General features: G+C 61.2%; 31 protein-coding genes and 1 tRNA gene. 17 read left to right on the forward strand and 15 right to left on the reverse strand.

The annotated features are described in order from the left end of the window. Window positions 1-51: 51 nt before the first annotated feature. Both AB4Z25_RS06735 and AB4Z25_RS06740 read right to left on the reverse strand, forming a co-directional pair. On the reverse strand, window positions 52-1,305 hold the full coding sequence (locus AB4Z25_RS06735; RefSeq protein ID WP_112540033.1) for a hypothetical protein: 1,254 nt from the start codon (window positions 1,303-1,305) through the stop codon (window positions 52-54). Window positions 1,306-1,309: 4 nt separating this feature from the next. Continuing rightward, window positions 1,310-2,368 (reverse strand): glycoside hydrolase family 5 protein, encoded by a 1,059-nt coding sequence (locus tag AB4Z25_RS06740; RefSeq protein WP_112540035.1) that lies wholly within the window; start codon window positions 2,366-2,368, stop codon window positions 1,310-1,312. Between the two features lie 124 nt (window positions 2,369-2,492). On the opposite strand from AB4Z25_RS06740, the gene AB4Z25_RS06745 reads away from it, so the two are divergent. Then, a complete protein-coding gene (locus AB4Z25_RS06745; protein WP_112540037.1) occupies window positions 2,493-4,088 on the forward strand; it encodes a GumC family protein in 1,596 nt (531 codons plus the stop codon). Window positions 4,089-4,147: 59 nt separating this feature from the next. After that, window positions 4,148-4,480, forward strand: a complete 333-nt coding sequence (locus tag AB4Z25_RS06750) for a hypothetical protein (RefSeq protein WP_112540039.1) — start codon at window positions 4,148-4,150, stop codon at window positions 4,478-4,480. Here AB4Z25_RS06750 and AB4Z25_RS06755 read toward each other — a convergent pair whose 3' ends face one another. From AB4Z25_RS06755 to AB4Z25_RS06775, 5 genes are all read right to left on the reverse strand, one after another. After that, the gene (locus tag AB4Z25_RS06755; protein WP_442207992.1) at window positions 4,481-4,951 is read right to left on the reverse strand and encodes a DoxX family protein; all 471 of its coding nucleotides are present in this window, start codon (window positions 4,949-4,951) and stop codon (window positions 4,481-4,483) included. A 4-nt stretch (window positions 4,952-4,955) separates the two neighbouring features. Next, window positions 4,956-5,729 carry an HvfC/BufC N-terminal domain-containing protein gene (locus AB4Z25_RS06760; protein ID WP_112540043.1) on the reverse strand — a complete coding sequence of 258 codons (774 nt, stop codon included), beginning with the start codon at window positions 5,727-5,729 and terminating at the stop codon, window positions 4,956-4,958. Window positions 5,730-5,738: 9 nt separating this feature from the next. Beyond that, window positions 5,739-6,593: an MNIO family bufferin maturase gene (gene bufB, locus AB4Z25_RS06765; protein ID WP_112540045.1), complete on the reverse strand. Its 855-nt coding sequence runs from the start codon at window positions 6,591-6,593 to the stop codon at window positions 5,739-5,741. Window positions 6,594-6,658: 65 nt separating this feature from the next. Beyond that, complete coding sequence (locus tag AB4Z25_RS06770) at window positions 6,659-6,946, reverse strand: BufA1 family periplasmic bufferin-type metallophore (protein WP_112540047.1); 288 nt, start codon at window positions 6,944-6,946, stop codon at window positions 6,659-6,661. A 44-nt stretch (window positions 6,947-6,990) separates the two neighbouring features. Then, window positions 6,991-7,260 carry a BufA1 family periplasmic bufferin-type metallophore gene (locus AB4Z25_RS06775; protein WP_112385122.1) on the reverse strand — a complete coding sequence of 90 codons (270 nt, stop codon included), beginning with the start codon at window positions 7,258-7,260 and terminating at the stop codon, window positions 6,991-6,993. A 227-nt stretch (window positions 7,261-7,487) separates the two neighbouring features. Here AB4Z25_RS06775 and AB4Z25_RS06780 point away from each other — a divergent pair, with 227 nt between their 5' ends. Next, complete coding sequence (locus AB4Z25_RS06780; protein ID WP_112540050.1) at window positions 7,488-8,054, forward strand: sigma-70 family RNA polymerase sigma factor; 567 nt, start codon at window positions 7,488-7,490, stop codon at window positions 8,052-8,054. After that, on the forward strand, window positions 8,041-8,676 hold the full coding sequence (locus tag AB4Z25_RS06785; RefSeq protein ID WP_442207913.1) for an NrsF family protein: 636 nt from the start codon (window positions 8,041-8,043) through the stop codon (window positions 8,674-8,676). Before AB4Z25_RS06780 ends, AB4Z25_RS06785 begins: the two co-directional genes overlap by 14 nt. 65 nt (window positions 8,677-8,741) lie before the next feature. Here the strand turns inward: AB4Z25_RS06785 and AB4Z25_RS06790 are convergent. Further along, window positions 8,742-8,828, reverse strand: a tRNA-Leu gene (locus tag AB4Z25_RS06790). 194 nt (window positions 8,829-9,022) lie between these two features. On the opposite strand from AB4Z25_RS06790, the gene AB4Z25_RS06795 reads away from it, so the two are divergent. Continuing rightward, window positions 9,023-9,460, forward strand: coding sequence for a BA14K family protein (locus AB4Z25_RS06795; RefSeq protein WP_112538625.1), 438 nt, complete (start codon window positions 9,023-9,025; stop codon window positions 9,458-9,460). Window positions 9,461-9,463: 3 nt separating this feature from the next. On the opposite strand, the gene AB4Z25_RS06800 is transcribed toward AB4Z25_RS06795, so the two are convergent. After that, complete coding sequence (locus AB4Z25_RS06800; RefSeq protein ID WP_112538326.1) at window positions 9,464-9,757, reverse strand: SelT/SelW/SelH family protein; 294 nt, start codon at window positions 9,755-9,757, stop codon at window positions 9,464-9,466. 116 nt (window positions 9,758-9,873) lie between these two features. Here AB4Z25_RS06800 and AB4Z25_RS06805 point away from each other — a divergent pair, with 116 nt between their 5' ends. From AB4Z25_RS06805 to AB4Z25_RS06815, 3 genes are read left to right on the forward strand one after another with little or no spacing between them, the layout of a single operon-like run. Then, window positions 9,874-10,620, forward strand: coding sequence for a type 1 glutamine amidotransferase (locus AB4Z25_RS06805; RefSeq protein ID WP_112538327.1), 747 nt, complete (start codon window positions 9,874-9,876; stop codon window positions 10,618-10,620). Window positions 10,621-10,627: 7 nt separating this feature from the next. Continuing rightward, the gene (locus AB4Z25_RS06810) at window positions 10,628-11,182 is read left to right on the forward strand and encodes a sugar O-acetyltransferase (protein WP_112538328.1); all 555 of its coding nucleotides are present in this window, start codon (window positions 10,628-10,630) and stop codon (window positions 11,180-11,182) included. A gap of 55 nt (window positions 11,183-11,237) precedes the next feature. After that, on the forward strand, window positions 11,238-11,696 hold the full coding sequence (locus AB4Z25_RS06815; protein ID WP_112538329.1) for a GFA family protein: 459 nt from the start codon (window positions 11,238-11,240) through the stop codon (window positions 11,694-11,696). On the opposite strand, the gene AB4Z25_RS06820 is transcribed toward AB4Z25_RS06815, so the two are convergent. The 3 genes from AB4Z25_RS06820 to lepA are packed head-to-tail and all read right to left on the reverse strand — an operon-like array spanning window position 11,693 to window position 14,118. Continuing rightward, entirely contained in the window at window positions 11,693-11,992 is a 300-nt protein-coding gene (locus AB4Z25_RS06820; protein WP_112538330.1) for a CcdB family protein, read from the reverse strand. The two genes, AB4Z25_RS06815 and AB4Z25_RS06820, sit on opposite strands and share 4 nt — an antisense overlap. Next, a complete protein-coding gene (locus AB4Z25_RS06825) occupies window positions 11,992-12,222 on the reverse strand; it encodes a type II toxin-antitoxin system CcdA family antitoxin (RefSeq protein WP_112514199.1) in 231 nt (76 codons plus the stop codon). Before AB4Z25_RS06825 ends, AB4Z25_RS06820 begins: the two co-directional genes overlap by 1 nt. A 60-nt stretch (window positions 12,223-12,282) precedes the next feature. Then, window positions 12,283-14,118: a translation elongation factor 4 gene (gene lepA / locus AB4Z25_RS06830; RefSeq protein ID WP_112385130.1), complete on the reverse strand. Its 1,836-nt coding sequence runs from the start codon at window positions 14,116-14,118 to the stop codon at window positions 12,283-12,285. Window positions 14,119-14,249: 131 nt separating this feature from the next. Between lepA and AB4Z25_RS06835 the strand changes: the two genes are divergently transcribed. The 5 genes from AB4Z25_RS06835 to AB4Z25_RS06855 all read left to right on the forward strand — a co-directional run bounded on the left by AB4Z25_RS06835 (window position 14,250) and on the right by AB4Z25_RS06855 (window position 18,005). Next, window positions 14,250-14,819 carry a helix-turn-helix domain-containing protein gene (locus AB4Z25_RS06835; RefSeq protein WP_112538331.1) on the forward strand — a complete coding sequence of 190 codons (570 nt, stop codon included), beginning with the start codon at window positions 14,250-14,252 and terminating at the stop codon, window positions 14,817-14,819. A 17-nt stretch (window positions 14,820-14,836) separates the two neighbouring features. Continuing rightward, window positions 14,837-15,358 carry a GNAT family N-acetyltransferase gene (locus AB4Z25_RS06840; RefSeq protein WP_112538332.1) on the forward strand — a complete coding sequence of 174 codons (522 nt, stop codon included), beginning with the start codon at window positions 14,837-14,839 and terminating at the stop codon, window positions 15,356-15,358. 71 nt (window positions 15,359-15,429) lie between these two features. Next, a complete protein-coding gene (locus AB4Z25_RS06845) occupies window positions 15,430-16,455 on the forward strand; it encodes a histone deacetylase family protein (RefSeq protein ID WP_112538333.1) in 1,026 nt (341 codons plus the stop codon). A 5-nt stretch (window positions 16,456-16,460) separates the two neighbouring features. Beyond that, entirely contained in the window at window positions 16,461-17,015 is a 555-nt protein-coding gene (recX, locus tag AB4Z25_RS06850) for a recombination regulator RecX (RefSeq protein ID WP_112538334.1), read from the forward strand. Window positions 17,016-17,105: 90 nt separating this feature from the next. Continuing rightward, window positions 17,106-18,005, forward strand: a complete 900-nt coding sequence (locus AB4Z25_RS06855) for an EamA family transporter (protein WP_112538335.1) — start codon at window positions 17,106-17,108, stop codon at window positions 18,003-18,005. Window positions 18,006-18,008: 3 nt separating this feature from the next. On the opposite strand, the gene AB4Z25_RS06860 is transcribed toward AB4Z25_RS06855, so the two are convergent. Further along, window positions 18,009-18,476, reverse strand: coding sequence for a truncated hemoglobin (locus AB4Z25_RS06860; RefSeq protein ID WP_112538336.1), 468 nt, complete (start codon window positions 18,474-18,476; stop codon window positions 18,009-18,011). Window positions 18,477-18,654: 178 nt separating this feature from the next. Here AB4Z25_RS06860 and mbfA point away from each other — a divergent pair, with 178 nt between their 5' ends. Further along, the gene (gene mbfA, locus AB4Z25_RS06865) at window positions 18,655-19,638 is read left to right on the forward strand and encodes an iron exporter MbfA (RefSeq protein WP_112538337.1); all 984 of its coding nucleotides are present in this window, start codon (window positions 18,655-18,657) and stop codon (window positions 19,636-19,638) included. Between the two features lie 71 nt (window positions 19,639-19,709). Here mbfA and AB4Z25_RS06870 read toward each other — a convergent pair whose 3' ends face one another. Both AB4Z25_RS06870 and AB4Z25_RS06875 read right to left on the reverse strand, forming a co-directional pair. Then, window positions 19,710-20,309 carry a transglutaminase-like cysteine peptidase gene (locus AB4Z25_RS06870; protein ID WP_112538338.1) on the reverse strand — a complete coding sequence of 200 codons (600 nt, stop codon included), beginning with the start codon at window positions 20,307-20,309 and terminating at the stop codon, window positions 19,710-19,712. Window positions 20,310-20,491: 182 nt separating this feature from the next. Next, on the reverse strand, window positions 20,492-21,295 hold the full coding sequence (locus AB4Z25_RS06875) for an alpha/beta fold hydrolase (RefSeq protein WP_112538339.1): 804 nt from the start codon (window positions 21,293-21,295) through the stop codon (window positions 20,492-20,494). A gap of 170 nt (window positions 21,296-21,465) precedes the next feature. Here AB4Z25_RS06875 and infC point away from each other — a divergent pair, with 170 nt between their 5' ends. The 3 genes from infC (at window position 21,466) to AB4Z25_RS06890 (ending at window position 23,383) form a co-directional block, all read left to right on the forward strand. Beyond that, on the forward strand, window positions 21,466-22,002 hold the full coding sequence (gene infC / locus AB4Z25_RS06880) for a translation initiation factor IF-3 (RefSeq protein WP_112385381.1): 537 nt from the start codon (window positions 21,466-21,468) through the stop codon (window positions 22,000-22,002). Between the two features lie 158 nt (window positions 22,003-22,160). Next, a complete protein-coding gene (locus AB4Z25_RS06885) occupies window positions 22,161-22,721 on the forward strand; it encodes a hypothetical protein (RefSeq protein ID WP_112538340.1) in 561 nt (186 codons plus the stop codon). 149 nt (window positions 22,722-22,870) lie between these two features. Continuing rightward, on the forward strand, window positions 22,871-23,383 hold the full coding sequence (locus AB4Z25_RS06890) for a hypothetical protein (RefSeq protein ID WP_112538341.1): 513 nt from the start codon (window positions 22,871-22,873) through the stop codon (window positions 23,381-23,383). The last annotated feature ends 2 nt before the right edge of the window (window positions 23,384-23,385 follow it).

The following is a 23,385-nucleotide window of genomic DNA, read 5'->3' on the forward strand; positions in this document are numbered from 1 at the left end:
ACTTGAGGAAAGTCCGTTCCGCTTGCGGCGTCGCATATCCCCGCCGCGCAGCTATCTGACGGCAGCGGTCACCACGGCGGGGCCGGCCGCGAGAGGCGCCGCCCGGCGTGTTCCCTCGTTGACCTTCAGGAAGCCGACAAGCAGCCATGCCACCCCTGCGGTCTTCATCGAGAAGATCGCCGTCGAGCCGATCATCAGATTGAGGAACATGAAGAGCGACAGCGAATGGCTGAGACGCTTCTGGTTCGGCGTCTCTCCCGCCGGGAAAAAGGAAACGAACAGCCAGAAAAGAAGGAGCCCGAAGATCGTCGCGCTGTAGGTGATGAAGACATAGCCGCTATCGACGTAGCCCAGTCCTTTTTCGAGCTCCAGCCCCAACGTCGCCGGGAGGTCCATGGCGATGATGTTGCGCACCGTGCCGCTGATGCGGCCGACGAAGTCGTCGTCATGAGCGTTCGGCTTGAAAGCGTGGATGATGAAGCCGACGACGATGATCCCGGGCATCATGAAGAAGTCGAGGATCTTCGGCAGCCAGGGATAGATGACATAGCCGCCAAGGCAGACGACGCTGAAGATCAGCATGGTGCGGGTGTCGTTGGTGAGCAGGATAAGGACGACAGTCGCCACGAAGATCATGCGATCGAAGAACGTCAGCCGGTTCGAGAAGCTGACGAGATAGATCACCATCACACCGCAGAAATTTGCCAGCGAAACCTGTTCCAGGAAGATCGATGACGAGCGGTGGTCGATGATGCCGAAGGAGAAGCGATCGGGAAAGCCAAGCGCGCCGCGAAACAGGCCGAGATCGCTATAAGTCGCTCGCGGCACGCCGCGCGTATTCTCGAAATATTCCGCGGGATGGAAGAGCGCCACATAGGCCGTCACCGAAACGATTTCACAGATCAGCACCGAAAGAACCGCCAGGCAGCAGATCTTGAAGACCAGCTTCAGCGTCCGCTCGTTTGTCCAGCGTCCCATAACGACGAAGGCGAAGACGATCAGGATATTGCGCAGATGGTCGATATAGGCCGACTTGCTGATCGCCATCACGTAAACAGTCAGCACGATCGTCGCCAGCAGGTAGCCAAGCGGGACGAGATCTTCCTCGAAAATGCCTTTTCGCAGGATGAACGCAAAGCTGTAGCCGAGGATCAGCATTTCGCTCATCACGACATAGGCCGGCGAAAGCGGCATGATGTTGTGATTGATGAAGGCGAGGATGGCGTTATAGGTCACCGACAGCACACCAGCGGCGAGAATGCCCCACTGTATCGGTTCGACCGTTTCTGTGCCTGCCGCCTTCATCGCGTCACTTGCCCATCAGCACGCATGCGTCTTTGGCGGCTGCGGGCGCCTTGGCGGCGGCTTGCAAGGCTGCCAGCTGCTTGCGGTCCTTGGCGTCATGCGGCTGTACGTTGAGCGGTTCGGTCTCCGGCCACCAGTCGCCCGCCACCCAATAAGTCCAGCCGAGCCACACGTCGGCATTGTCTTGCATGGCGGAGAGCACATCCTTCAGCCCTGCAACGCATTCCGGTGCCTGGGACACGCCGAATTCGCCAAGCAGCACTCGGGTGTCGTTCTTGCGAGCCCAGTCGGACATGTCGAGAATGGCCTGTTTGGCGCTGGCGTTGCCGCTGCATTCGTCCTTGGTGCCTGAGGAGTCGCTGTCGAAATACTGATGAACCTCGTAGCCGAAATTCTTGCGCGGATCCTTGATGCCGAGCATCACGGTGCCGTTGGCATCGTCATCGCCGCTCTGCCAGGAATGCGCGCCGGTCCAGCGTGTTCCAGGCACGAGGATGTAGTTCCTGGCGCCGACTGCGCGGATACCGCGAATGGCGGTATTGGCGGCCTCGAGCCATTTGGCTGCAGAAATGTCGTGCGGTTCGTTCATCAGCCCGAAGACCACGTCGTCCTGATCGGAAAATTCGGCAGCCAGCCGCGTCCAGAAATCGGCGAAGGCGAGCGTCGTCACCGGCGCGTTGCCGATCTGCGTCTTCTTGTATTCGGCATAGTTATGCGGGTCGAGGATAATGGTCATCTTGTGCTTGCGCAGCAGCGCCACCGCATCCTTCAGTCTTTGAAGCTCGTCTTCGTTCAGGGATTGGCCGAGTTCAGGCTGCAGCCGCTCCCAGAGAAACGGCAGGCGCACCGTGTTCATGCCCTTCTTCTGGAAATAGGCAACGGTTTCCTCGGACGGATAGGCATAGTCCTTGAAAACCGTGCCATCGGGGTTGCCGAATTCGGCGCCGGAGAGATTGACTCCTCGGAGGCATGGGCCCGCAGTGCCGGCAGCACTCGCCTGCAGCGGCAGAAGTGCTGCGGCGATCGTCAGCAGGCGGCGCCAGTGGCAGGAGGTGACTCTCATGGTTTTCCCAGGTTTCAGAAGTAGCCGCTAATATCGGTGGGCGCATCTTAACGGTCCGTTAGCTAAGGATTTCTAAAATTAACCTACCTCCGCTGCAGTCTGCCGGCGGGCCACGAGAGCGCTGATGAGCCAATTCGACAGGAACAGGGTGAGCCGGTTGCCGGGCTGGCGGAGCTTCGAGCCCGCGCAGGCTGCATCCGAACCCGTGCTTCCGCGTTCGCCCGTGCTGCGCCCCTCTGATTTTGCCAAGGTAACTGCCGAACTGCCGCAGGAGCCCGAGGCAGCGCGTATCGAGCCCGCGGCTCCGCAGCCTGCACCGCCGCCCGCTCCGGCAGTGGTTGAAGCGTCGGTCGTCCGTCCTGAGCCCGTCATCCGTGCCGATGAACCGCTGCTCGATGTCCGCTCGGCGATCTTCGCCATCTGGAACCGCAAACTGCTCATTGCCGCACTCGCCGCACTCGGCGCGGTCGCAGGCGCTGCCGTTTTGCCGATGCTGCCGCAGAAATTCACGGCAACGGCCAGCCTTTATTTTGATCCCCGGCAGATCGGGCTTGCAGACCCTTCCACGCAGCAATCGACGATCTCGCCCGAAATGATTTCGTCGATGATCGACAGCCAGGTGCAGATCCTGACCTCGGGCAATGTGCTGAAGCGCGTTGCCGACACTATGAAGCTCAACGAGGATCCCGATTTCAACGGCGGGCGGACGGATGACGCGGCTGTCATCAGCGCACTTCAGAAGTCGCTAACCATTGCCCGCCAGACCGGCACCTACGTGGTTTCTCTGACGGCGGTCACCCATGACCCCGAAAAGTCGGCCAAACTGGCAAACCAGGTCGTTGCCTCCTTCATGCAGGAGGAAAGCAGTGCCTCGACCGGGCTTTACGAAAACACCACCGCGACCCTCGATGGGCGGCTCGCCGATCTTCGCAAGCAGGTTCAGGATGCCGAACAGGCGGTCGAAAGCTTCCGCTCCGACAACGACATGTCGGAAACCGACGGCAAGCTGATCTCCGACCAGCGCCTTGGTTCGCTGAATACGCTGCTCGTCACCGCTCAGGACAAGACGATCCAGGCCAAGACACGTGCCGATGCCGCCGCCAGCATGAGTTTCGAAGCGGTCGTCGCCAGCGGCCAGACAGAGAGCGGCAGCTCTTCGGTCAACTCGGCGCTCGGAAGCCTGAGGCAGCAATATGCGACGCAGGCAGCCATCGTCGGCAGCCTCGAAAGCCAGATGGGCGCCCGCCATCCGCGCCTTCAGGCCGCGCGCTCGTCCCTGCAAAGCACCCGCGACGAGATCAAGGGCGAACTGCAGCGCATGGTGACTTCGGCCAAGGCCGAATATGATCAGGCCAAGAAGGCAGAAGACGCAGTTGCCAAGGAACTGAATATCCAGAAGGCGCTGCAGGCCACCGCATCCGACAAGCAGGTGGAACTCAACGAGTTGCAGCGCAAGGCGACCGCTGTGCGCAACATCTACGAGACGTTGCTGAAGCGCTCCAGCCAGACGGCGGAAGAACAGAACCTGCCGCAGAGTAACATTCGTGTGATTTCCGAAGCCGAGCCGCCGGTAAAGCCGGACGGTCCCGGCAAGAAGACATTGATGATCGCAGGCCTGCTCGGCGGGCTGTTCGGCGGTTTCGCGCTGGGTGCGGCGGTTGCCATTCTGGCCAGCCTTTGCGCCCATCCGGTGGTACGCGGATATTTCCGCCGCGCTTGATGCGGTGGCACTCTCATCCTACATCAGGAAAAGAGTTCCGGGGCATCGTGCCGAGGGAGATGACAATGCGTTCCTTGTTACTGATCCTGGCAGCTGCCCTTGCCGGCCTGTTGCCGCTGCAGGCTTCCGCAACGGATTGGAGCGCCGCCGGCACATCCGGCGTCCAAAGGCTCTATCCCTATACCGATCTGCCGGGCGTCAAGGCGCAAGCGGACAAGAAGGATGAGGAACAATACGCCTGCCACACCGAGACCGGCCATATTCGCCGGCAGGGTGACTGGATCTTCCGCTCCGGCGGTATGCCGACCATCGTCTATGTCTGCGATCGCGATGGACTCGTCACTCAGGGCACGCAGGTCCCTCTGCGTGGCCACTATCAGCCGGTTCGCTGATCAGCCTTTGCGAGCAAAATAGCGCGATATCAGATAATCTAGCGACAGACGCCCCGGCCCTCTGGCGATAATGATCAGGAAGCAAACGGCCCATGTCCCGTGCGTCGGCCATGCATCGGGATAGACGAAGATCTCGATCACCAACGTCATCGCAAGCAGGGCCAGCGCCGACAGGCGGCTTGCCAGTCCCAACGCCAGCAATAGCGGGAAGAAGTGCTCGGCAAAGGCTGCGAGATGGGCGGCAAGCCAGGGGTCGAGGAGAGGCAGCTTGTATTCGGTCTGGAACAGATAGACCGCATTGTCCGTCACCTGCCAGCCATCGACCTTTGTCTGCCCCGATTGCCAGAAAACCGCGGCAATCGACAGCCGGGAAATGGTCGCGATCAGATCATGCGGGATGCGGTCGAGAAGCGCGGCGGCGCTCTTGAATGTATGGGCAAAGCCGCGGCCATCAGGTGCTGAAAGTGTCATGTTCTCATTCATCGTCGGCTCCTGTGGATAGGCCGGTGAATGCGCCTGCCTTCAGCGCTCCGGCAAGATTGGCGGAAAGGTCGAAATCGGCGGCAAGCGAAAGGGCTTCACCTGCGGCTTCGGCAAGCGTGGTGCCTTGCACAAGCGCAGCGAGGAAGACGGCACCGCCCGGGGGCAGCCGGTGAACCTCGACGATCATCTCAGGGCGGACGACCAGCGCATCCTCACCCCGCCAATCCTCGATGGGGCCAAATGCCATCTCTCCGGCGTTCATCGCCCATATAGTCACGGCAGGGTGTTCCGACCGGAGGACGGATAGTGAGGGGTGAGGGGAGAAGGTCAGCCCGGCCGTCTGCTCCGCGGATACCGAAGCCAGCATCTCTGCCACCATCGGCGCGGCATCGGCGGCGTGATAGGCCTTGCCGCGCGCCGCCTCCAGCCGGATCACGTCAGGCAGATAGGGGATCTCCTGCGCCGGTTCGAAGCTCTCGACGAAATCCGCGAAATCATTGCCGTAGGAGAGAAGCAACGGCGAGCGCGGCGGATGGAGGAGCACGAACTCATGCGCCATCGCAGCGAAGAACTCCGCGCCGGTGATCCTTTCCGCCACCGGAAATCGCGAGACAATCGCGCCGATCAGACCCGAAAGCACATTATTGCGGTAGACGCCGAAGCGGCGCGGCGGCTGTGCAGTATTCCAGGAGACAAGCCCTGCGGGTACCGGCAAATCGCCGTCTCTCAGGGCAGACGCAAAGCGTCTCTGTGTGGTGATCGACATGGTCTGACCTCACGCCGCGCGCCGCTTGGCGGCCCGCGTCAGGATTTCGCCTGCGGCTTCCGCCTCGGCCCTCAGAACCGGCCAGTCAGGAACATCGTTGTCCCACTCGACGAGGCTCGCGATGGGGCCGGTGCGAGCAATCAGCTCTTCGTAGAGCGCCCAGACGGGATCCTTGACCGGCGTATCGTGCGAATCGATCAGCAGCGGCGCGCCGTCGTCATCCACCGTTTCGGAATGGCCACTGAGATGGATCTCGCGCACGGACTGAACCGGAAAGCGGGAAAGATACGCCCGCGGATCGATATTGTGGTTCGTCGCGGCAACGAAGACGTTGTTGACATCCAGCAGCAACCCGCAGCCGGTGCGCTTGACGATCTCACTCAGAAACTCGGTCTCCTCAAGCGTGCTTTCGGTAAACAGCAGGTAGGTGGCCGGGTTTTCCAGCAGCATCTGCCGCTGCAGCACATCCTGCACCTGCGAGATATGATCGGAAACACGCGACAATGTTTCCCGCGTATAGGGAAGGGGCAGCAGATCGTTGAGGAAAACCGTGTCATGCGAGGACCAGGCGAGATGCTCCGAGAAGCTCTCCGGCTCATAGCGGTCGCAGACGGTTTTCAGCCTTCGCAGATGGTGGGTATCGAGCGGCTGCATCGAGCCGATCGACAGGCCGACCCCGTGGATCGACAGCGCATAGTCCTCGCGCAGCTTGCCGAGCTGGGCGTGCGGCGGCCCGCCATCGCCCATGTAGTTCTCGGCATGAACCTCGAAGAAGCCGACCGGCTGGCGGGCAGCGATGATGCTGGCAAAATGCTCGGGCTTGAAGCCCACGCCGGGACGGCCGGCAAGTGCGGAGGGTTTCATTCCATTTCTCTCCGGTTGGTCCGGCGGCGCCGTCGGTGGCGCCGCCTCTTGTCGACGGAAGCGGATCAGACCGGGGCCGGCCCCTGTGTCAGCGATCCGGTGCCATCAGGCGTCTTCATCGACATGCAGGTGCCCGCGGGTACCAGCTTCCAGGCGTTCTTCTGGTAGTCGATCTTGGCCGTTCCGGCGCAGGTCGTGCCCGGGCCTGCGGCGCAGTCGTTCTGCCCCTTGAGCGCGATGCCGTAGCACTTCTCTTTCGCGGCATCCTGAGCGGAAGCGGTTGCTGCGCTGCCGATCAGCGAGAGCGCTGTGGCGACCGAGGCCGCAAGCACGGTGACAGGTAGTTTTGTCATGAGTCTTCTCCGGTGTGGTGAGTTTCTGGGGGCGTTCGGAGCGGTCAGGCCGGGGTCAGCGAACCATGGCCCTTGGGCGTCTTCATCGAGACGCAGGTGCCGGCCGGAACGAGCTTGAAGGACATCTTGTCGTAGCTGACCGTCGATTTGCCGGCGCAATCATGCTTGCCGGCCGCGCAATCGTTCTGCCCCTTCATGGCGACGCCGTAGCATTTTTCCTTGTTGTCGGCGGCGGATGCTGCCGGCGCTGCAATGGTTGCGAGCGCCGAAGCGATGGAGCCTGCCAGTGCAAGCGTGACGATGCTGTTCTTCATGGTTTCATCTCCGTAAGATTGCCGAGCCGTGATTGGCTTGCATGGTGGGCTACGGAGCGGTGGCAGGCGTTGTTACAGCGCCATCCTGGATTTTTTGCGCCGGACGCTCTTGCCGTTTACGGGATGGCAAGCGAAAACCCTGAAAACAAAGGCATCCGCGTCTGTTCGAAATATTTGAGATGCGGCAGTAACAAAAATGTGTGCCCATCCGTAGAGGACTATGTCGGGTGAAATATTCGGCGCGTGAAGAGGAATGGGCAGGCTGGATGCGCAGCGCCATCGAGGGCGATACGCAGGCCTACCACCGCTTCCTGTCGGCCGTAACGCCTCACTTGCGCGCAATGGCGCGCCGGCGCTGCGACCAGTTCGGCGCTCCGGCAAGCGAAGCGGAGGACGTGGTGCAGGAAGTGCTGCTTGCCGTCCACCTGAAGCGCGGCACGTGGGATCCGGCGCGCCCGATCGGGCCATGGCTGTCGACGATCGTGCGCAACAAGCTGATCGACAGCTTGCGCCGCCGCGGCCGCCACATCGACGTTCCGATCGACGACGTCATGGCGACACTCGAGGCGGAAGAGCAGGCAGGCAACCTGGACCGGCTCGACGCCGAGCATATGCTGGAGCGGCTGAAAGATCCGCAGCGCGATATCGTCCGCTCCATTTCGATAGAGGGAGCGGGCATACGGGAAACGGCCGAGAGGCTGAAGATGACGGAAGGAGCGGTGCGCGTCGCGCTGCATCGCGCCCTGAAGTCGCTGGCAGCCTTATACCGGAGTGAGACGAGTGAAGACCGATGACCTGATCAGCATGCTTTCCGAGGACGCGCCGGTGCGGACCCGCCTGGGGCCGATGCTGCTTGGCGCGCTTCTCGGCGGCGTCGTCATCTCCGCCGCCCTGCTGCTGGCAACCATCGGCATTCGCCACGACATGGCAAGCGCCATCGAGACGGCACGCGTCCTCTTCAAGATCGTCACGACGCTGACACTTGCTGTCACCGCCTGCGGACTCGTCTTCCGCATCGGCCGCCCCGGCATTCCACTCAAGATATCGGCTCTCAGCCTGCTCATCCCGCTGGCCATGGTGATCGCGGGCGTCGCAACCGAATTGACGACCATTCCTGAGGACACCTGGCGTACGGCGCTGATGGGCCGCAACGCGACCTTATGCGTCTTCTTCATTCCTGTCCTGTCGCTAGCGCCGCTGGCGGGCTTTCTCTGGGCGCTGAAAAGCGCCGCACCGGCAAACCCGACCCTCGGCGGTGCCGTCGCAGGCCTCGCCTCCGCCGGGCTCGCAGCCGCGCTTTACGCCTGGCATTGCCCCGACGACAGCCCGCTGTTTCTGGCGACCTGGTACACAGCGGCCGCCACGGCCGTCACCGCGCTCGGGGCGCTGATCGGCTCGCGATATCTGCGGTGGTGAAGAGAAAAATAGCGAGCTTACGGAAGCGGTTGCTACCGGCCTAAGCTGCTATTTTTAAATGGGAATGGTGCCCAGAAGAGGACTCGAACCTCCACACCCTTTCGGGTACCAGCACCTGAAGCTGGCGCGTCTACCAATTCCGCCATCTGGGCGACGGAGAGCCATGTACGGGGGTGGCCCTTTGCTGTCAACAGGGTTTTTGAAGTTTTCCTGACAGTATGTAAAAAAGAATTGCCGGGACGGGGCGAAAGGCCGCGTTCACGGGGAACTGAACGTTTGGCTTGCCTCTACCGATGTTCGAACGGATGCCGTGACCTATATGGAAAGCATCGGAAAGGAATCACTGATGTCCGCTTTACGCAGCACCTTCTTCGGCCTGGTTGCCGGTTTTCTGCCACTGGCCGCGCAGGCGGCGCCCGTGCCTGCGCTGTTCCAGGTCCGCAATCCGGATATTATCAATGTGCAATCGACGATGTGCGATTATCGCGGCTGCTTCGGTTTCGGACCGCAGCAATGGCATCGTCCTGCCTATGTGCAGCCGAACTACCGGCCGCGCGGCGTGACCGGGCCGACCTATTATCAGCCGAGAGCGCAAGCGCCACGCACAGGGCGGCCGGTGCTCTCCTACGACCCGGCGCCGATCCGCAGGGTTCAGCCGGCGGCCAAGGGTCAGGGCATGCATGGAGAATGGTGCCGCAACCAGTACCGGTCCTACAATCCAAAGACCGACCGCTTCGTCACCTACGAGGGCGTCTACAAGACCTGCAATTCGCCATTCGACTGAGCGTCAGCTTTCGAGCGAGGTACGATCGGTATGGCCGAGATCGCGGCCTGGCTCGATGATGTCCCGCACCCGCTGTTTCAGCTCCTTCGGTCCGGGAAAGCCGCCATCGCGCTTGCGCTCCCAGATCAGGCCGCCATTCACCCTTATCTCGAAATTGCCGCCGGTGCCCGGAATGAGCGCCACTTCGCCCAGACTGTCGGTGAAGGTCTGCAGCAGTTCCTGAGCCATCCAGCCGGCGCGCAGCAGCCAGTTGCACTGGGTGCAGTAGAGAATGGTCACACGGGCTTTGTCGGTCATGCAGCGTTCCTTTCGATCTCTCTCCGATTTAGAAGTTTAGCCCGGTTCGCGCAATCTGGCTGCTTGCATGTCACTGCCGCTCATGATCACTTCCAGGTACGAAGCAGGAGATGGAAATGCGGGTCGCCGTCGTTGAAAACATGCCGAACACGCATATCGGCGCGCTGGGTAATGCCCTACATGAGGCCGGTGCCGTGCTTGACTGGTTTCGTCCATGGAAAGACCATGCGCTGCCTGAAGGCTTCGACCGCTACGACGCGCTTGTCGTACTCGGCGGTGAGCAGAGCGCTGTCGATGATGAGGATCATCCCTATCTGCCGGCGCTCGCCTCTCTGATGCGCGAATTCGGCGATGCCGGGAAATCCGTGCTCGGCATCTGCCTCGGCAGCCAGATCCTTGCCCGTGCCTATGGTGCCGAGAATATTCTGGACGCGACGCGCGAATTCGGCTGGACGCCCGTCGATGTGACGGCGGACGGGCTTGCCGATCCGCTCTTTGGCGAGTTCCGCGATCGCTTCCCGATCTTCGAATGGCACTCCGATACCTTCACGCTGCCGCCCGGCGCCATCCGTCTCGCGTCGACGGCGGCTGTCCCCAACCAATGTTTCCGCATCGGCAGGGCCGTCTATGGCACGCAGTTTCATTTCGAAGCCAATTTGGAAGTCGTGACCAAATGGAATGCCGAGTTCCGTGATCTGCTCGAGAACATCGAGCCCGGCTGGCACGAACGGTTTCCGCAAGCCGCGGCAACACATGCCGCCGATGCCGATCAGGCTGGTCTGGCGATCGCGCGTGCCTTCGTCCGTACCATCAGGCCGTCGGTCGCCTCGGAAGGCGCTGCAGACAGCCGCCTGAGCGCCTGAGGCAGCCATGGCCAGCGACTACGAAAAGATGACGGCAGGTGAGTGGTACTGCTGTCTCGACGCCGAACTCGATCGTCTCCGCATCGCGGCACGCCGTGCGGTGCATCAGCATAATACGATGGCGCCCGATGCGCGCGGCATGATCGCTCCAGCGCTGAAGGCCTTGTTTCGCGACGTGGCGGATGAGGTTTTCATCGAGGCGCCATTCCATTGTTCCTATGGCATCAATCTGAGCTTCGGCGAGCGCGTCTATCTGAATGCCGGCTGCACGATCCTCGATTCCGGACGCGTGCATATTGGCAGCCGCTCGATGCTAGGACCCGGCGTTCAGATCTATTGCGCCGAGCATCACAAGGACCCCGACTTACGTCGCCAGGGCATCGAGATCGCCCGTGCTGTCGTGATCGGCGAAGACGTCTGGATCGGCGGCGGCGCAATCATTCTCGGCGGGGTGACGATCGGCGATGGCGCGATCCTCGGCGCGGGCTCCGTGGTGACAAGAGATGTTGCTGCCGGCGAAACTGTGGTCGGCAATCCGGCCCGGCCGGTCAAGCGAGACTAGTGCTGGAAGCACCGCACAGGTGTCCTAGATCAGCAAGAGATAACAGGAGGAGAGAATGAGCGAGAACGCGTTGCCCTTGGAGGCTGGTTGCCGTTGCGGTCAGGTTCGGCTGAAGATCAGCGCCAAGCCGCTGTTGACCATGGCCTGCCACTGCACGGGCTGCCAGAAGATGTCGTCGAGCGCCTATTCATTGAGTGCTGCCATTCCGGCCGAGGGCTTCGAAGTCACCAGGGGCGAGCCCGTGATCGGCGGCCTTCACGGCCCCGAGGCGCATCATTATTTCTGCCCCTATTGCATGACCTGGATGTTCACCAAGCCAGAGGGCATGGACTGGTTCGTCAATGTCCGTGCCACGATGTTCGACAATACCAGCTGGTTCGCGCCCTTCATCGAGACCTGGACAAGCGAGAAGCTGGCTTTTGCTGCAACGGGAGCAAGACACAGCTATCCGGCATTGCCTGAAATGGATGCGTATGAGGGCCTGGTGAAGGAATATATGGCTCAGCCGGCTTAGAAGCCTTGGAAGAGGAAGTCTAAGGCCGCTGTTATGCCGTCCGCCTCGACTTCCAGGCTGACAACCGAATCGCCGATCTCGGAGATTGGAATAGCCGCCATTCGTTGGGTGGCCAGCACATGCGCTTCGCCGCCGATCATGAAGCGCGGGTTAAGCCGAGAGATCGACCAGGACATGTTGCTTGCGCTATAAAGCGGCGCCATCATGCGTGATGGAAGGGCCTCAAGCACGTTGCTTTGAAGATCGATTGCCAGTTGGCCGTCAGATCGCATCCGGTAGACCATGAAGCGTGTCATTAGAACTGCCTATATTTTGCAAAAGGCAGTCCGTGTTTCTCGACATACTCGTTTTCCAGGCGGATCGCTTCGGCATTCTCGTCCAGCCAGCGGCGCTCCTGCTCGGCCTTGATGGCGCGGGTCAGCCCGTCTTCAGCTGCGCGGGAGATGTTGATGTCGAGTTCACGCGCAGACGCTACCAAATTGGCGTCGAGCGAAAGGTTGGCAGCCTTTCGGGCTGATCGTGGCATGACTAACCTCCCCGTTTCGTGCGCAAATTATATGCGCACGAAACGGGGATGAAAAGATACCTATTCGTCCTTCATCTTCAACGCAGCGATAAACGCTTCCTGCGGGATATCGACCTTGCCGAACTGGCGCATGCGCTTCTTGCCTTCCTTCTGCTTGTCCAGAAGTTTGCGCTTGCGGGTGGCGTCGCCGCCGTAGCACTTGGCGGTCACGTCCTTGCGCATGGCGGAGATCGTTTCGCGGGCGATGACGTTGCCGCCAATCGCCGCCTGGATCGGGATCTTGAACATGTGCCGCGGGATCAGGTCCTTCAGCTTTTCGCACATGTCGCGGCCGCGCTTTTCGGCCGCCGAACGGTGGACAAGCATGGAGAGCGCGTCGACCGGCTCGCCGTTGACCATGATCGACATCTTCACGAGGTTGCCCTCGCGATACCCGTGCAGATGGTAGTCGAACGAGGCATAGCCCTTGGAGATCGACTTCAGGCGGTCGTAGAAATCGAACACCACTTCGTTGAGCGGCAGCTCGTAGGAGAGCATGGCGCGCTTGCCGACATAGGTGAGTTCGGTCTGGATGCCGCGGCGATCCTGGCAGAGTTTCAGGATGCCGCCGAGATAATCGTCCGGGGTCAGGATCGTCGCCTTAATCCAGGGTTCCTCGATCTCGGAAATCTTCACGACGTCAGGCATGTCCGCCGGGTTGTGCAGCTCGCGCGTCGAACCGTCGGTCATCGACAGGTGGTAGACGACCGAAGGCGCCGTTGCGATCAGGTCGAGATCGAATTCGCGCTCCAGTCGTTCCTGGATGATTTCCAGATGCAGCAGGCCGAGGAAGCCGCAGCGGAAACCGAAGCCGAGGGCGGCGGACGATTCCATTTCGAAGGAGAAGGAGGCGTCGTTGAGGCGCAGCTTGCCCATGGCAGCGCGCAGGTCCTCGAAATCGGCCGCATCGACCGGGAAGAGGCCGCAGAACACCACCGGCTGGGCAGGCTTGAAGCCCGGCAGTGCTTGGGCCGTCGGTTTCTTGTCTTCGGTGATCGTGTCGCCGACGCGGGTATCGGCCACTTCCTTGATCGAGCCGGTGAAGAAGCCGATCTCGCCGGGGCCGAGGCTGTCGACTGCCAGCATCTTCGGGGTCAGCACGCCGACGCGCTCGACCTGATACTTGGCGTCGGTGCCCATCATGCGAATGGTCTGGCCCTTGGTCAGCACGCCGTCGAGAATGCGCACCAGAACCATGACGCCGAGATAGGTGTCGTACCAGCTGTCGACCAGCAGCGCTTTCAACGGCGCCTTGTCGCCGCCTTCGCTTTTCGGCGCCGGCAGCTGGTGAACGATGGCTTCCAGAACATCAGGAATGCCGAGCCCCGTCTTGGCGGAAATCAGCACGGCCTGGGATGCGTCGATGCCGATCACTTCCTCGATCTGCTCGCGGATGCGGTCGGGTTCTGCGGCCGGCAGGTCGATCTTGTTGAGGACAGTGACGATCTCGTGGTTGTTGTCGATCGCCTGATAGACGTTGGCGAGCGTCTGCGCCTCGACGCCTTGGGAAGCATCGACGACAAGCAGCGAACCTTCGCAGGCCGACAGCGACCGCGAGACTTCGTAGGCGAAGTCGACGTGGCCGGGCGTGTCGATGAGGTTCAGGATATAGGTTTCGCCGTTGTTCGCCTTGTAATGCAGGCGAACCGTCTGGGCCTTGATGGTGATGCCGCGCTCGCGCTCGATATCCATCGAATCCAGCACCTGTTCCGACATGTCGCGCTCGGCCAGGCCGCCGGTCGTCTGGATCAGACGGTCGGCCAGCGTCGACTTGCCGTGGTCGATATGGGCCACGATCGAGAAGTTGCGGATATGGTCAAGCGGAGTGCGGGTAGAATTGGTGCTCATGCGCGCCATATAGCAGCGCCTTCCCTTGACGCATAGGGGAAAAGCAGGAGTTTGTTTAGGATAAATGGCGGCGCCAGGCGCCACTTGATTCCATCATCGGATCATGTATTTCTCGTATAGTAGAAATATGGAGCGGGCTGTTGGAGCAAGAACTGGAAGCGGCGATCGGTGCGAGGATCCGCAGTCTGCGGCTGGAAAAAGGTCTGACGCTGGATGATCTCGCCAGCAATTCGGGCGTCAGCCGGGCGATGATCTCGCGCATCGAGCGCGCCGAGGCAAGCCCGACGGCATCGCTGCTGGCGCGTGTCTGCGCAGCACTTGGCCTGTCCCTCTCGACCTTCTTTGCGGAAGAAGAAAGCGCGGCGTCACCGCTTGCCCGGCGTCACGAGCAACAGGTGTGGCGGGATCCGGAGACCGGTTATATCAGACGCGCCGTCTCCCCGCCCGGCACCACGTCGGACGTCGATATCGTCGATGTCGAGTTTCCGGCCGGCGCCCGTGTCAGCTTTCCGCCGCATGCGGCGAGCCACGGCATGACCCAGCATATCTGGGTTTTCGAAGGCGAGATGGAGATGACGGCCGGGGACAAGGTTCACCGTCTCTTTCCCGGCGATTGCCTCTTCATGCCTGTCGGCGAGGGGCATGTCTTCCACAATCCGTCGAGCAAGCCCGCCCGTTACTGCGTCGTGCTGAGCCGCAGTTCACGATGATATCCAGGAGATACTTGATGACTTCGATACGCCTTTTGACCGCCGACGAAGCCCGCGCTGCCATTCCAGAGCTCTGCGATGTGCTGGCGGATTGCGTCGCGGGCGGCGCCTCCGTCGGCTTCATGCAGCCCTATACGGCCGAGGATGCCGAGCCCTACTGGCAGGGTGTCGCCGAGAGCGTCGAAGCCGGGGTCAATCTGCTAGCGGTGGCTGTCATCGATGGCCGGATCCTCGGTACCGTTCAGGTTGGTTTTGCCACGATGCCGAACCAGCCGCATCGCGGCGACCTGAAGAAACTGCTCGTTCACCGCTCGGCGCGTGGTCATGGGCTCGGACGTCTCCTGATGGAGGCGATCGAGAAGGAGGCTGCCCGTCACGGCAAGCATCTTCTGGTTCTGGATACGGCGACCGGCAGCGACGCGGAAGCGATCTATCCACGCTTCGGCTGGGAACGCGCCGGCGTGATTCCTGACTACGCGATGTGGCCGGATGGCGGCTATTGCTCGACGACGCTGTTCTACAAGCGGCTGGCTGTCTGAGCTGCTCCGCACCCATTGACAAATCGGCGCCTCACCGCGCCTTATCCGCGATATAACGAGGGGCATGCGCCATGCGCGTCATCTATTCCGAAGACCATAAGCTGCGTGACGCGAAGACCGAGTTGCACAACGGCCAGCTGGTCACGCCCTTTGAAGGTCCCTTCCGCGCCGAATGGATTCTGGATGCCGTCAAGGATGCCGGGTTCAGAGATGTTGCCGCGCCGGTCCGCCATGGTCTGGAAACGGCCCGCAAGGTGCATGATGCCGGTTATCTCGATTTCCTGTCAAAGGCCTGGGACATGTGGGCGGCGACAGGCGCTGAAGGCGAGGCGATCCCGGCGTCCTTTCCCGTGCGCCGCTCGACCTTGCGGGTGCCGACCGACATCGGCGCGCTTCTCGGCTATTATGCCAATGCGGCGGAGACCGCGATTACCAATGGCACCTATGAGGCGGCGATCGCCTCGATGCAATGCGCGATGTCGGGTGCCGACTGGCTGAATTCAGGCAATCGCTTCGCCTTTTCGCTCTGCCGCCCGCCCGGTCACCATGCAGGCATCGATCTCTTCGGCGGCTATTGCTTTATCAACAATGCTGCCGTCGCCGCGCAGCGCCTTCTCGATCTCGGCGCCAGGAAGGTTGCGATCCTCGATGTCGATTTTCATCATGGCAACGGCACGCAGGATATCACCTATCGCCGCGGCGACATCTTCTTCGCCTCGCTGCATGGCGAGCCCGCCAACGCCTTTCCGTATTTCTGGGGCTATGCGGACGAGACGGGTGAAGGCGAAGGCGAGGGCAGTAATGCCAACTATCCGCTGCCGCGCGGAACTGCCTGGCAAGAATGGTCTGCGGCGCTTGCCGATTCGCTCAGTCGCATCAAGGCGTTCGGCGCCGAAGCAATCGTCGTCTCGCTCGGCGTCGATACATTCGAGCGTGATCCGATCTCCTTCTTCAAGCTCACTTCGGACGATTTCATCCGCATGGGAGCGATGATTGCGTCAACGGGGCTGCCGGTGTTGACCTGCATGGAAGGTGGTTACGGCGTGCCGGAAATCGGCTTGAATGTCGCCAATGTCCTCAAGGGTCTGGAGGCTTAAGCGGCTTGGAAGAGGAAACGCCGCCATCCGACGTGCCGACGCCGCGCATGTTCTCATGGGCGCGCAATTCGGCGATCTACCGCCTGGAGCGGCGGATGCATACGGAGAAGCAGCTGTTCGATGCCATCGCCCGCAAGGCGCGGCAGAAGTTCGAGGACATCAGCGAGGCGCAGGTCAAGGCGCTTGCCGATTCCGCCGTGAAGTTTGCTTATGACAACAAGGCGCTCGACGACACAGCCTATGCCGAAATCGGCACGCGCTCGGGCATGCGCAACGGCAAGTCGAAGCGCGCGATCGCCCAGAAGCTATCACAAAAGGGCGTAGCCAAGTCGACGGTTGCGGCCGCCGTCGCCGAAGCGGACGACCTTTACGCAGCCGTCGTTCTGGCCCGCAAGCGCGCCTTCGGCCCGTTCCGCAAGAGCGAGCTCGATGAGAAGCGCAAGGCCAAGGAACTGTCGGCTTTTGCCCGGGCCGGCTTCAGCTTCGATATCGGCAAGAAGGTTTTTGAGATGTCGCTTGATGATGCCGAAGAAGCGCTGGATACCGGGCGCAATCGCTAGCCATCAATAGAGCTTCTCCTCGCATCAGAAGTTTGAATTTGCCCCCGTCGCTTCGCAGCCTTATTCAGGGCGGCAAATCGGGAGGAAGCAATGGGCGCACAGCCTGAGAATGCGGCATTGAATGTGGACGGCTCGGCAGCAGCCGTGCCATCGAGTGGCGTTGCAGCAGGCGCCCTGATGTGCCTTCTTTCGATGTCGTCGATCCAGTTCGGCGCGGCACTTTCCTCGCATGCGATCGCGTCCTATGGACCCGCAGGCGCTTCCTGGCTCCGCCTGGTCTTCGCGGCGCTGATCCTTGCAGTCATCGTTCGTCCGCCGGTTCTGCGCTATAGCCGAGATCAATGGGTCAGTGCTCTCGTGCTTGGCACGATCACGGCATTGATGACCATCTGCTTCTTCGCGGCGATCCAGCATATTCCGCTCGGCCTTGCCGTCGCCATCGACTTTCTGGGGCCGCTGTCGGTTGCGACATTCGGCTATGGATTGACGCGCCGTCTGATCTGGCCCGTCGTCGCAGCCGCCGGCGTGCTGTTCCTTGCCTATGATGGCGAAGGCTGGGTCGGCAACCTGCCGGGTGTACTGTTCGCTGCCGGTGCCGGAACCGGCTGGGCCATCTATATCCTGCTGACGAAGAAGGTCGGCGCAACCTTCAAGGGCTTCGAAGGCCTGTCGATGTCGCTGCTCGTTGCCGCCGTCGTCGCCACGCCTTTCGGCTTCATGGGTGCCGTACCCCACCTTGATGGCTCCGGCTTGATCGAGATGGCGGGACTGGCCGTTCTCGTGCCGCTTCTGCCCTATGCCCTGGAAATGACGGCGCTCCGGCGCATGCCCACGGCGTCTTTCGGCATTCTGATGAGTCTGGAACCGGCGATCGGCGCCGCTGCCGGTTTCGTCATTCTGATGCAGCCGATGACGCTGCTACAGATGGCCGGAACGGCACTCGTGGTGCTGGCAAGTGCCGGCGCCACCTTCTTCGCCGGCAAGGCGTGACGGTCAGGCGCGCTGGCGCGCCGGATCGTCCAGGGCCGGATTGTAGAACAGCGAGAGGGTCAGGCTCCGGGCAATGCGCTCCGCGGTTGCCATGAACCAGGCCTTGGCCTCCGGGGTCGGAGCGATATCGTCAAGCGTCGCTGCAAACAGCGCCAGCCATTTTGGAAACAGCTCCGGCGTCATGTTGGCGACGCCGGTATGGGCCTGAACGGGCTTTCCGCCATAGGCCCCGCTGCGAAAGGCAACGGAAGACCAGAAGCTTTTCATCTTTTCCATATGCTCCGGCCACCGCCCCGAAAGCCGCGCATCGAAGACCGGCCCGAGTTCGGGATGTAAAAGCACGCGGCTGTAGAATGTCTCGACCAGCGTCCCGATAAAGGCATCGTCGATGCCGATCGACTTCATCTCGGCTTCCGCGCGCTCGCGGATCGCCGCAACATGGGCAGCGCGGCCCTGCAATTCGTTGTTCATTTTTAAAACCACCCCGGCTTTGCCATATGCTACGGCGCTTTTCATATAGGCGTTGCGGGCGCGCGGCCAAAGGCGGAACTGAAGATTGCGGCAATCTGTCAAATCAGGCGTGTTCGATCTTGACCGTCGCCGCGGGGCTATTTAGATTAGAATAATTCTAAATTATTGGAGCATGCCTATGTTGGCGCGTCTTTTCAGGTCGCAGAAGCGATCCTTCAAATCATTGTCTGAACAGGAAATCTTGGCACTTGCAATCGCCTCGGAAGAGGATGATGCGCGCATCTATCTCGCCTATGCGGATCAGCTGAAGCGCGACTATCCTGCGAGCGCGCAGGTGTTTGAAGACATGGCCGAGGTAGAAAGTACCCATCGGCGGTCGCTGATCGAAATCCATCGCCAGCGCTTCGGCGAGCGCATCCCGCTGATCCGCCGCGAGCATGTGCAGGGCTTCTACGATCGCAAGCCGGACTGGCTGCGCAAGAACCTGTCGCTCGACGCCATGCGGCGCGAGACGGAGGCCATGGAAGAGCAGGCCTACCGCTTCTATGTCGAGGCGGCCAAGCAGACGACTGACGCCTCGACCCGTCAGCTTCTTGGCGATCTGGCGCTGGCCGAACAGGGGCATGAGGATATCGCCCGCATGCTCGGAGAAAAGCACACACCGGAGACCGTCAAGGAAGAAGAGAACGAAGGCGTCCGCCGCCAGTTCGTGTTGACCTATGTCCAGCCCGGCCTGGCCGGTCTGATGGATGGTTCGGTCTCGACGCTGGCGCCGATCTTCGCCGCCGCCTTCGCCACGCAGGATACCTGGCAAACCTTCCTCGTCGGCCTTTCCGCTTCTGTAGGCGCCGGTATCTCCATGGGCTTTACCGAGGCGGCGCATGACGACGGCAAGATTTCCGGTCGTGGATCGCCGATCAAGCGCGGCCTTGCCTGCGGCATCATGACGGCGCTCGGAGGCCTCGGGCACGCGCTGCCTTATCTGATCCCGCATTTCTGGACGGCAACGATCACCGCGGCCGTGGTCGTCTTCTTCGAACTCTGGGCAATCGCCTTCATTCAGAACAAGTATATGGAAACGCCGTTCCTGCGCGCCGCCTTCCAGGTGGTCGTCGGCGGCGGACTTGTGCTCGGTGCGGGCATCCTGATCGGCAACGGCTGAGGGCTTTCAGGCACAAAAAAAGGCCTCCCGAAGCAAGCTTCGGAAGGCCACCCAAGAACCGGTAGATGTAATTATTGCAGGGCGCCGACCAGAACGTCGCGGCCATTCTCGACGGTGACCCAGCGCCCGGCATTATAGCTCGACTGGCGCTTGATGAAGGAATAGTTCGTGTCGAACCATGGCTTCACGTTGGTCGAGAGATTGTCGAGAATGAAATCGCCATCCGTGGTGCGCAGGGTCAGAACCGCATGCCCCTCACCGTCAGGCTTGCGTACAACCGTCATCAAAAGGTTTGCCGGCGAAAAGCCGCGCTGAATGAGGATGCGGCGCTTCAGAAGCGCATAGTCTTCGCAGTCGCCTGCTGTCGTCGGATAGGCCCAGACCTCGTCCTTGCCGTAGATTTCCTTGTCGGTCATCGGCTTGATCGTGGTGTTGACTGTCGTGTTGACCGAACGCACCAGCGTCCACTGGTCGGGGGTCATCTGCATGTTCGCAGTATTGCGGTTCGGGCCGCATTCGTCGCGGTGGATCTGGCAGAAATCGTAATGGCCGATCGGCTGCGATGTCGCTCCGCCGGTAACCATGGAGAGGTTGGATGTCGAAGCCGGCAAGGCAGCCGAAGACATCGCTAGCATGGCCATCATGGCCACGAGGTAACCCTTGATCCGCACGCCCGTATTCCCTGCATCGCCCTTGTATTTATTAACAAAGAGTTAACGGGGAGGGGCGTTCGGAGTCAATCGTTACTTCTTGGTAGGGAGTTACAACTCTCGGACATGGTTAAAATGCCACAGAAGGTGGGCTTGCGCGGTATCCTCTCAACCGGAGATACTATTCGTGCATCCGAATTCGCTTATTGACGGACAAGCGCGCTGACCGCAGAAAGCATGCGCTCGATATCCTGCGGCCGCGAAAGCCGGTGGTCGCCGTCGCGTACGAAGGTCAGCACCAAGTCGTCGGACGGCAGATGCTCGATCAGCTTCATGGCATGTGCATAGGGCACGTCCGGATCTTTCATGCCCTGCAGGATATGAACCGGGCATCCCGTCTGGATCATCCCGGTCAGCACTCTGTTGGCGCGGCCGTCCTCGATCAGGGCCCGGGTATAGATATTGGGCTCAGGGCTGTATTCCGACTTTTCTTCGAAATAGCCGCGCTCTTCCAGAGAGGCGCGTTCCTTCTTGGTCAGATGCGGTTCGATCAGATCCGAGGTGAAATCCGGCGCGGGCGCGATCAGCACCATGCCCTCAAGCTTCGGTCCATCGGCGATCTTGCCCAGTTCCTGGGCCAGGCGCAGCGCGATCCACCCTCCCATCGACGATCCGACGGCAATGACGTGCTTCGGATTGACATGCATGAGAACCGCGAGCGTCTCCTCAAGCCAGCGCGAGATCGTCCCGTCGGTAAACTTGCCGCCGGAAAGCCCGTGGCCCGAATAGTCGAGACGAAGGCAGGCAAGACCGGTTTCCGCCGCCAGCCTGTCGAGCTCGACGGCCTTGGTGCCGCTCATGTCCGAGCGATATCCCGAAAGCCAGAGCAGCACAGGGGCGTCCGGTCCAGCATTCGCCTGACGCAGAATGAAGGCGATCTGGCGGGCGTCGTTACCCTCTCCGGCGGTGATAAACTTCGGCTGAGGGGCGATGGATGTCTCGGACACGGCTGAACTCCTGTTGTTCCTGCCTATAAAACAGATTCTTGACAGGCTGACAGCGGGTGATTTTTCCGCTAAAGCGTGCTACTGACTCCGTTGCAGCGATAACGAGACCCCGTTTGTGCCCCCGTGGGAGTACGAGCTGCAGCATTCAACAACTCGAGGAGAGTACGACCATTCGCAGACCTTTTAAAACCGACGCGCCCGTTAAGGAAGGGCCGCGTTCGAACCGGGAAATTCGCATACCCCGTGTTCAGCTGATTGACGCAGAGGGACAGAACCTGGGCATCGTTGCCACCGATCAGGCGTTGAAAATGGCTGAGGAAGCCGGTCTCGACCTGGTGGAAATTTCCCCCAATGCCGAGCCGCCTGTGTGCAAGATTCTCGATTTGGGCAAGCTGAAATATGCCAACCAGAAGAAGGCTGCCGAAGCGCGCAAGAAGCAGAAGATCGTCGAAGTCAAAGAAATCAAGATGCGCCCGAACATCGACACGCATGACTATGACGTGAAGATGAAGGCGATGGGCCGCTTCTTCGAAGAAGGCGACAAGGTAAAGGTAACGCTGAAGTTCCGTGGCCGTGAAATGGCTCACCAGGAACTGGGCATGAAGCTGCTTCAGCAGGTCAAGGCCGACACGACCGAATATGCAAAGGTCGAAGCCGAGCCGAAGCTTGAAGGCCGACAGATGATGATGGTGCTCGCGCCCAAGTGAGCGCGGTCCATCAAGATGCATCGAAGCCGTCCGCAAGGGCGGCTTTTGTGTTTTCTGGGGCCGCTTTCTGACAGTCTGCTGACAGAGCCGCTCAGCGGCCTGTCAGCCAGGAGATGTCATGCTCCTTCCATCGAAACACGGATGGAAAGGAAACGACCATGCCCCCCCGTCTTCAAAGGATCACGCTGGCCTCGGCCGCCGCGCTTGCGCTGGCCGCTGCTCTACCCGCCCTTCAGCCTTCGGGATATTCCCTCCTTTCCTCGGCTGCCTATGCCCGTGGCGGTCATGACGGCGGCAGCGGCAGTTCGGGCGGCGGCGGCAGCGACGATGCCGCCGGCGACGACCATGGCGGCGGCCACGACAGTGGCAGCAACAGTGGCCGCGGCCGGAGTGGCGGCAACTCCAGCGATGACGACAATGGCGGCGATCGCCATGGCGGCCGGACGGTTGCTGCGGGGGCGGATGATAGTGGACGCCGCGGCCGCGAGAATGACCGCAGCGATCGTCCCCGCGTTCCGCTCTCGGTTTCCGCGGCAAGTCTTCAAGGCCTGCTCAACGGTTCCCTTATCGCTGTCGATCAGCTGGGCCGCAGGCTGGAAGTCGAGGTCGAATTGGAGCACGGCGTCCAGACCGTCGAAGTGAAGCCGCACCGCTCCGATGCCGTCCGTAACCCCGGCCCAATCACCAATGTTTCCATCAGGCCTGCGGCAGCGCCGTAATCGCCTGGTTCTTCCGCCCGCCCCGGAAGATCGATGCTCCGCCGTTTGCCGGCGGAGCATCTGCCGTTTCAAGTCCACTTTCCTGTGCCTCTTGTGCGGGTGCATGTAAGCGTTCAGTTTATCAGCCGTATATGAGGTCCGGATCAGGCATGTCTTTCACCCGCAGATCGACCGCTCTCCTGTTGTCAGCCGCCATCGTTGCGGCCGCACTGTCTGCGTCTCCGGCAGCGGCAAAAGATGGCGGCGGCAGTAGTGGCAGTTCCGGCAGCAGCGGTTCGAGCGGCTCCGGCTCATCCGGTTCAGGCTCGAACTCGGGATCGGGAGGCTCAGGCCACGATGGCGGAGACGACCATGGCGGCCATGGCGGCGGTAATGACGACGGCGAAGGCGATGATCACGGTGGCCGCGGAACCAGCAGCGGAAGCGGCTCCGGTCGCGCTGATTACGACCGCGCACGCGATGCTGTGCGAGAAGGCCGCATCCTGCCGCTGAAATCGCTGCTGCAGAAGATCGATTCCCGCCGTTACGGCCGGGTGATCGACGTCAGTCTCAGCCGCTCGCTGTTCAGCGATGTCTATCAGCTCAAGCTTCGGGATGGAAAAGGCACCATACGCACGCTGAGCGTCGATGCCCGCAGTGGCGAAGTGATCGGGGACAAGTGACC

Source organism: Rhizobium sp. RAF36 (assembly GCF_052114105.1).
Taxonomy (GTDB): domain Bacteria; phylum Pseudomonadota; class Alphaproteobacteria; order Rhizobiales; family Rhizobiaceae; genus Rhizobium.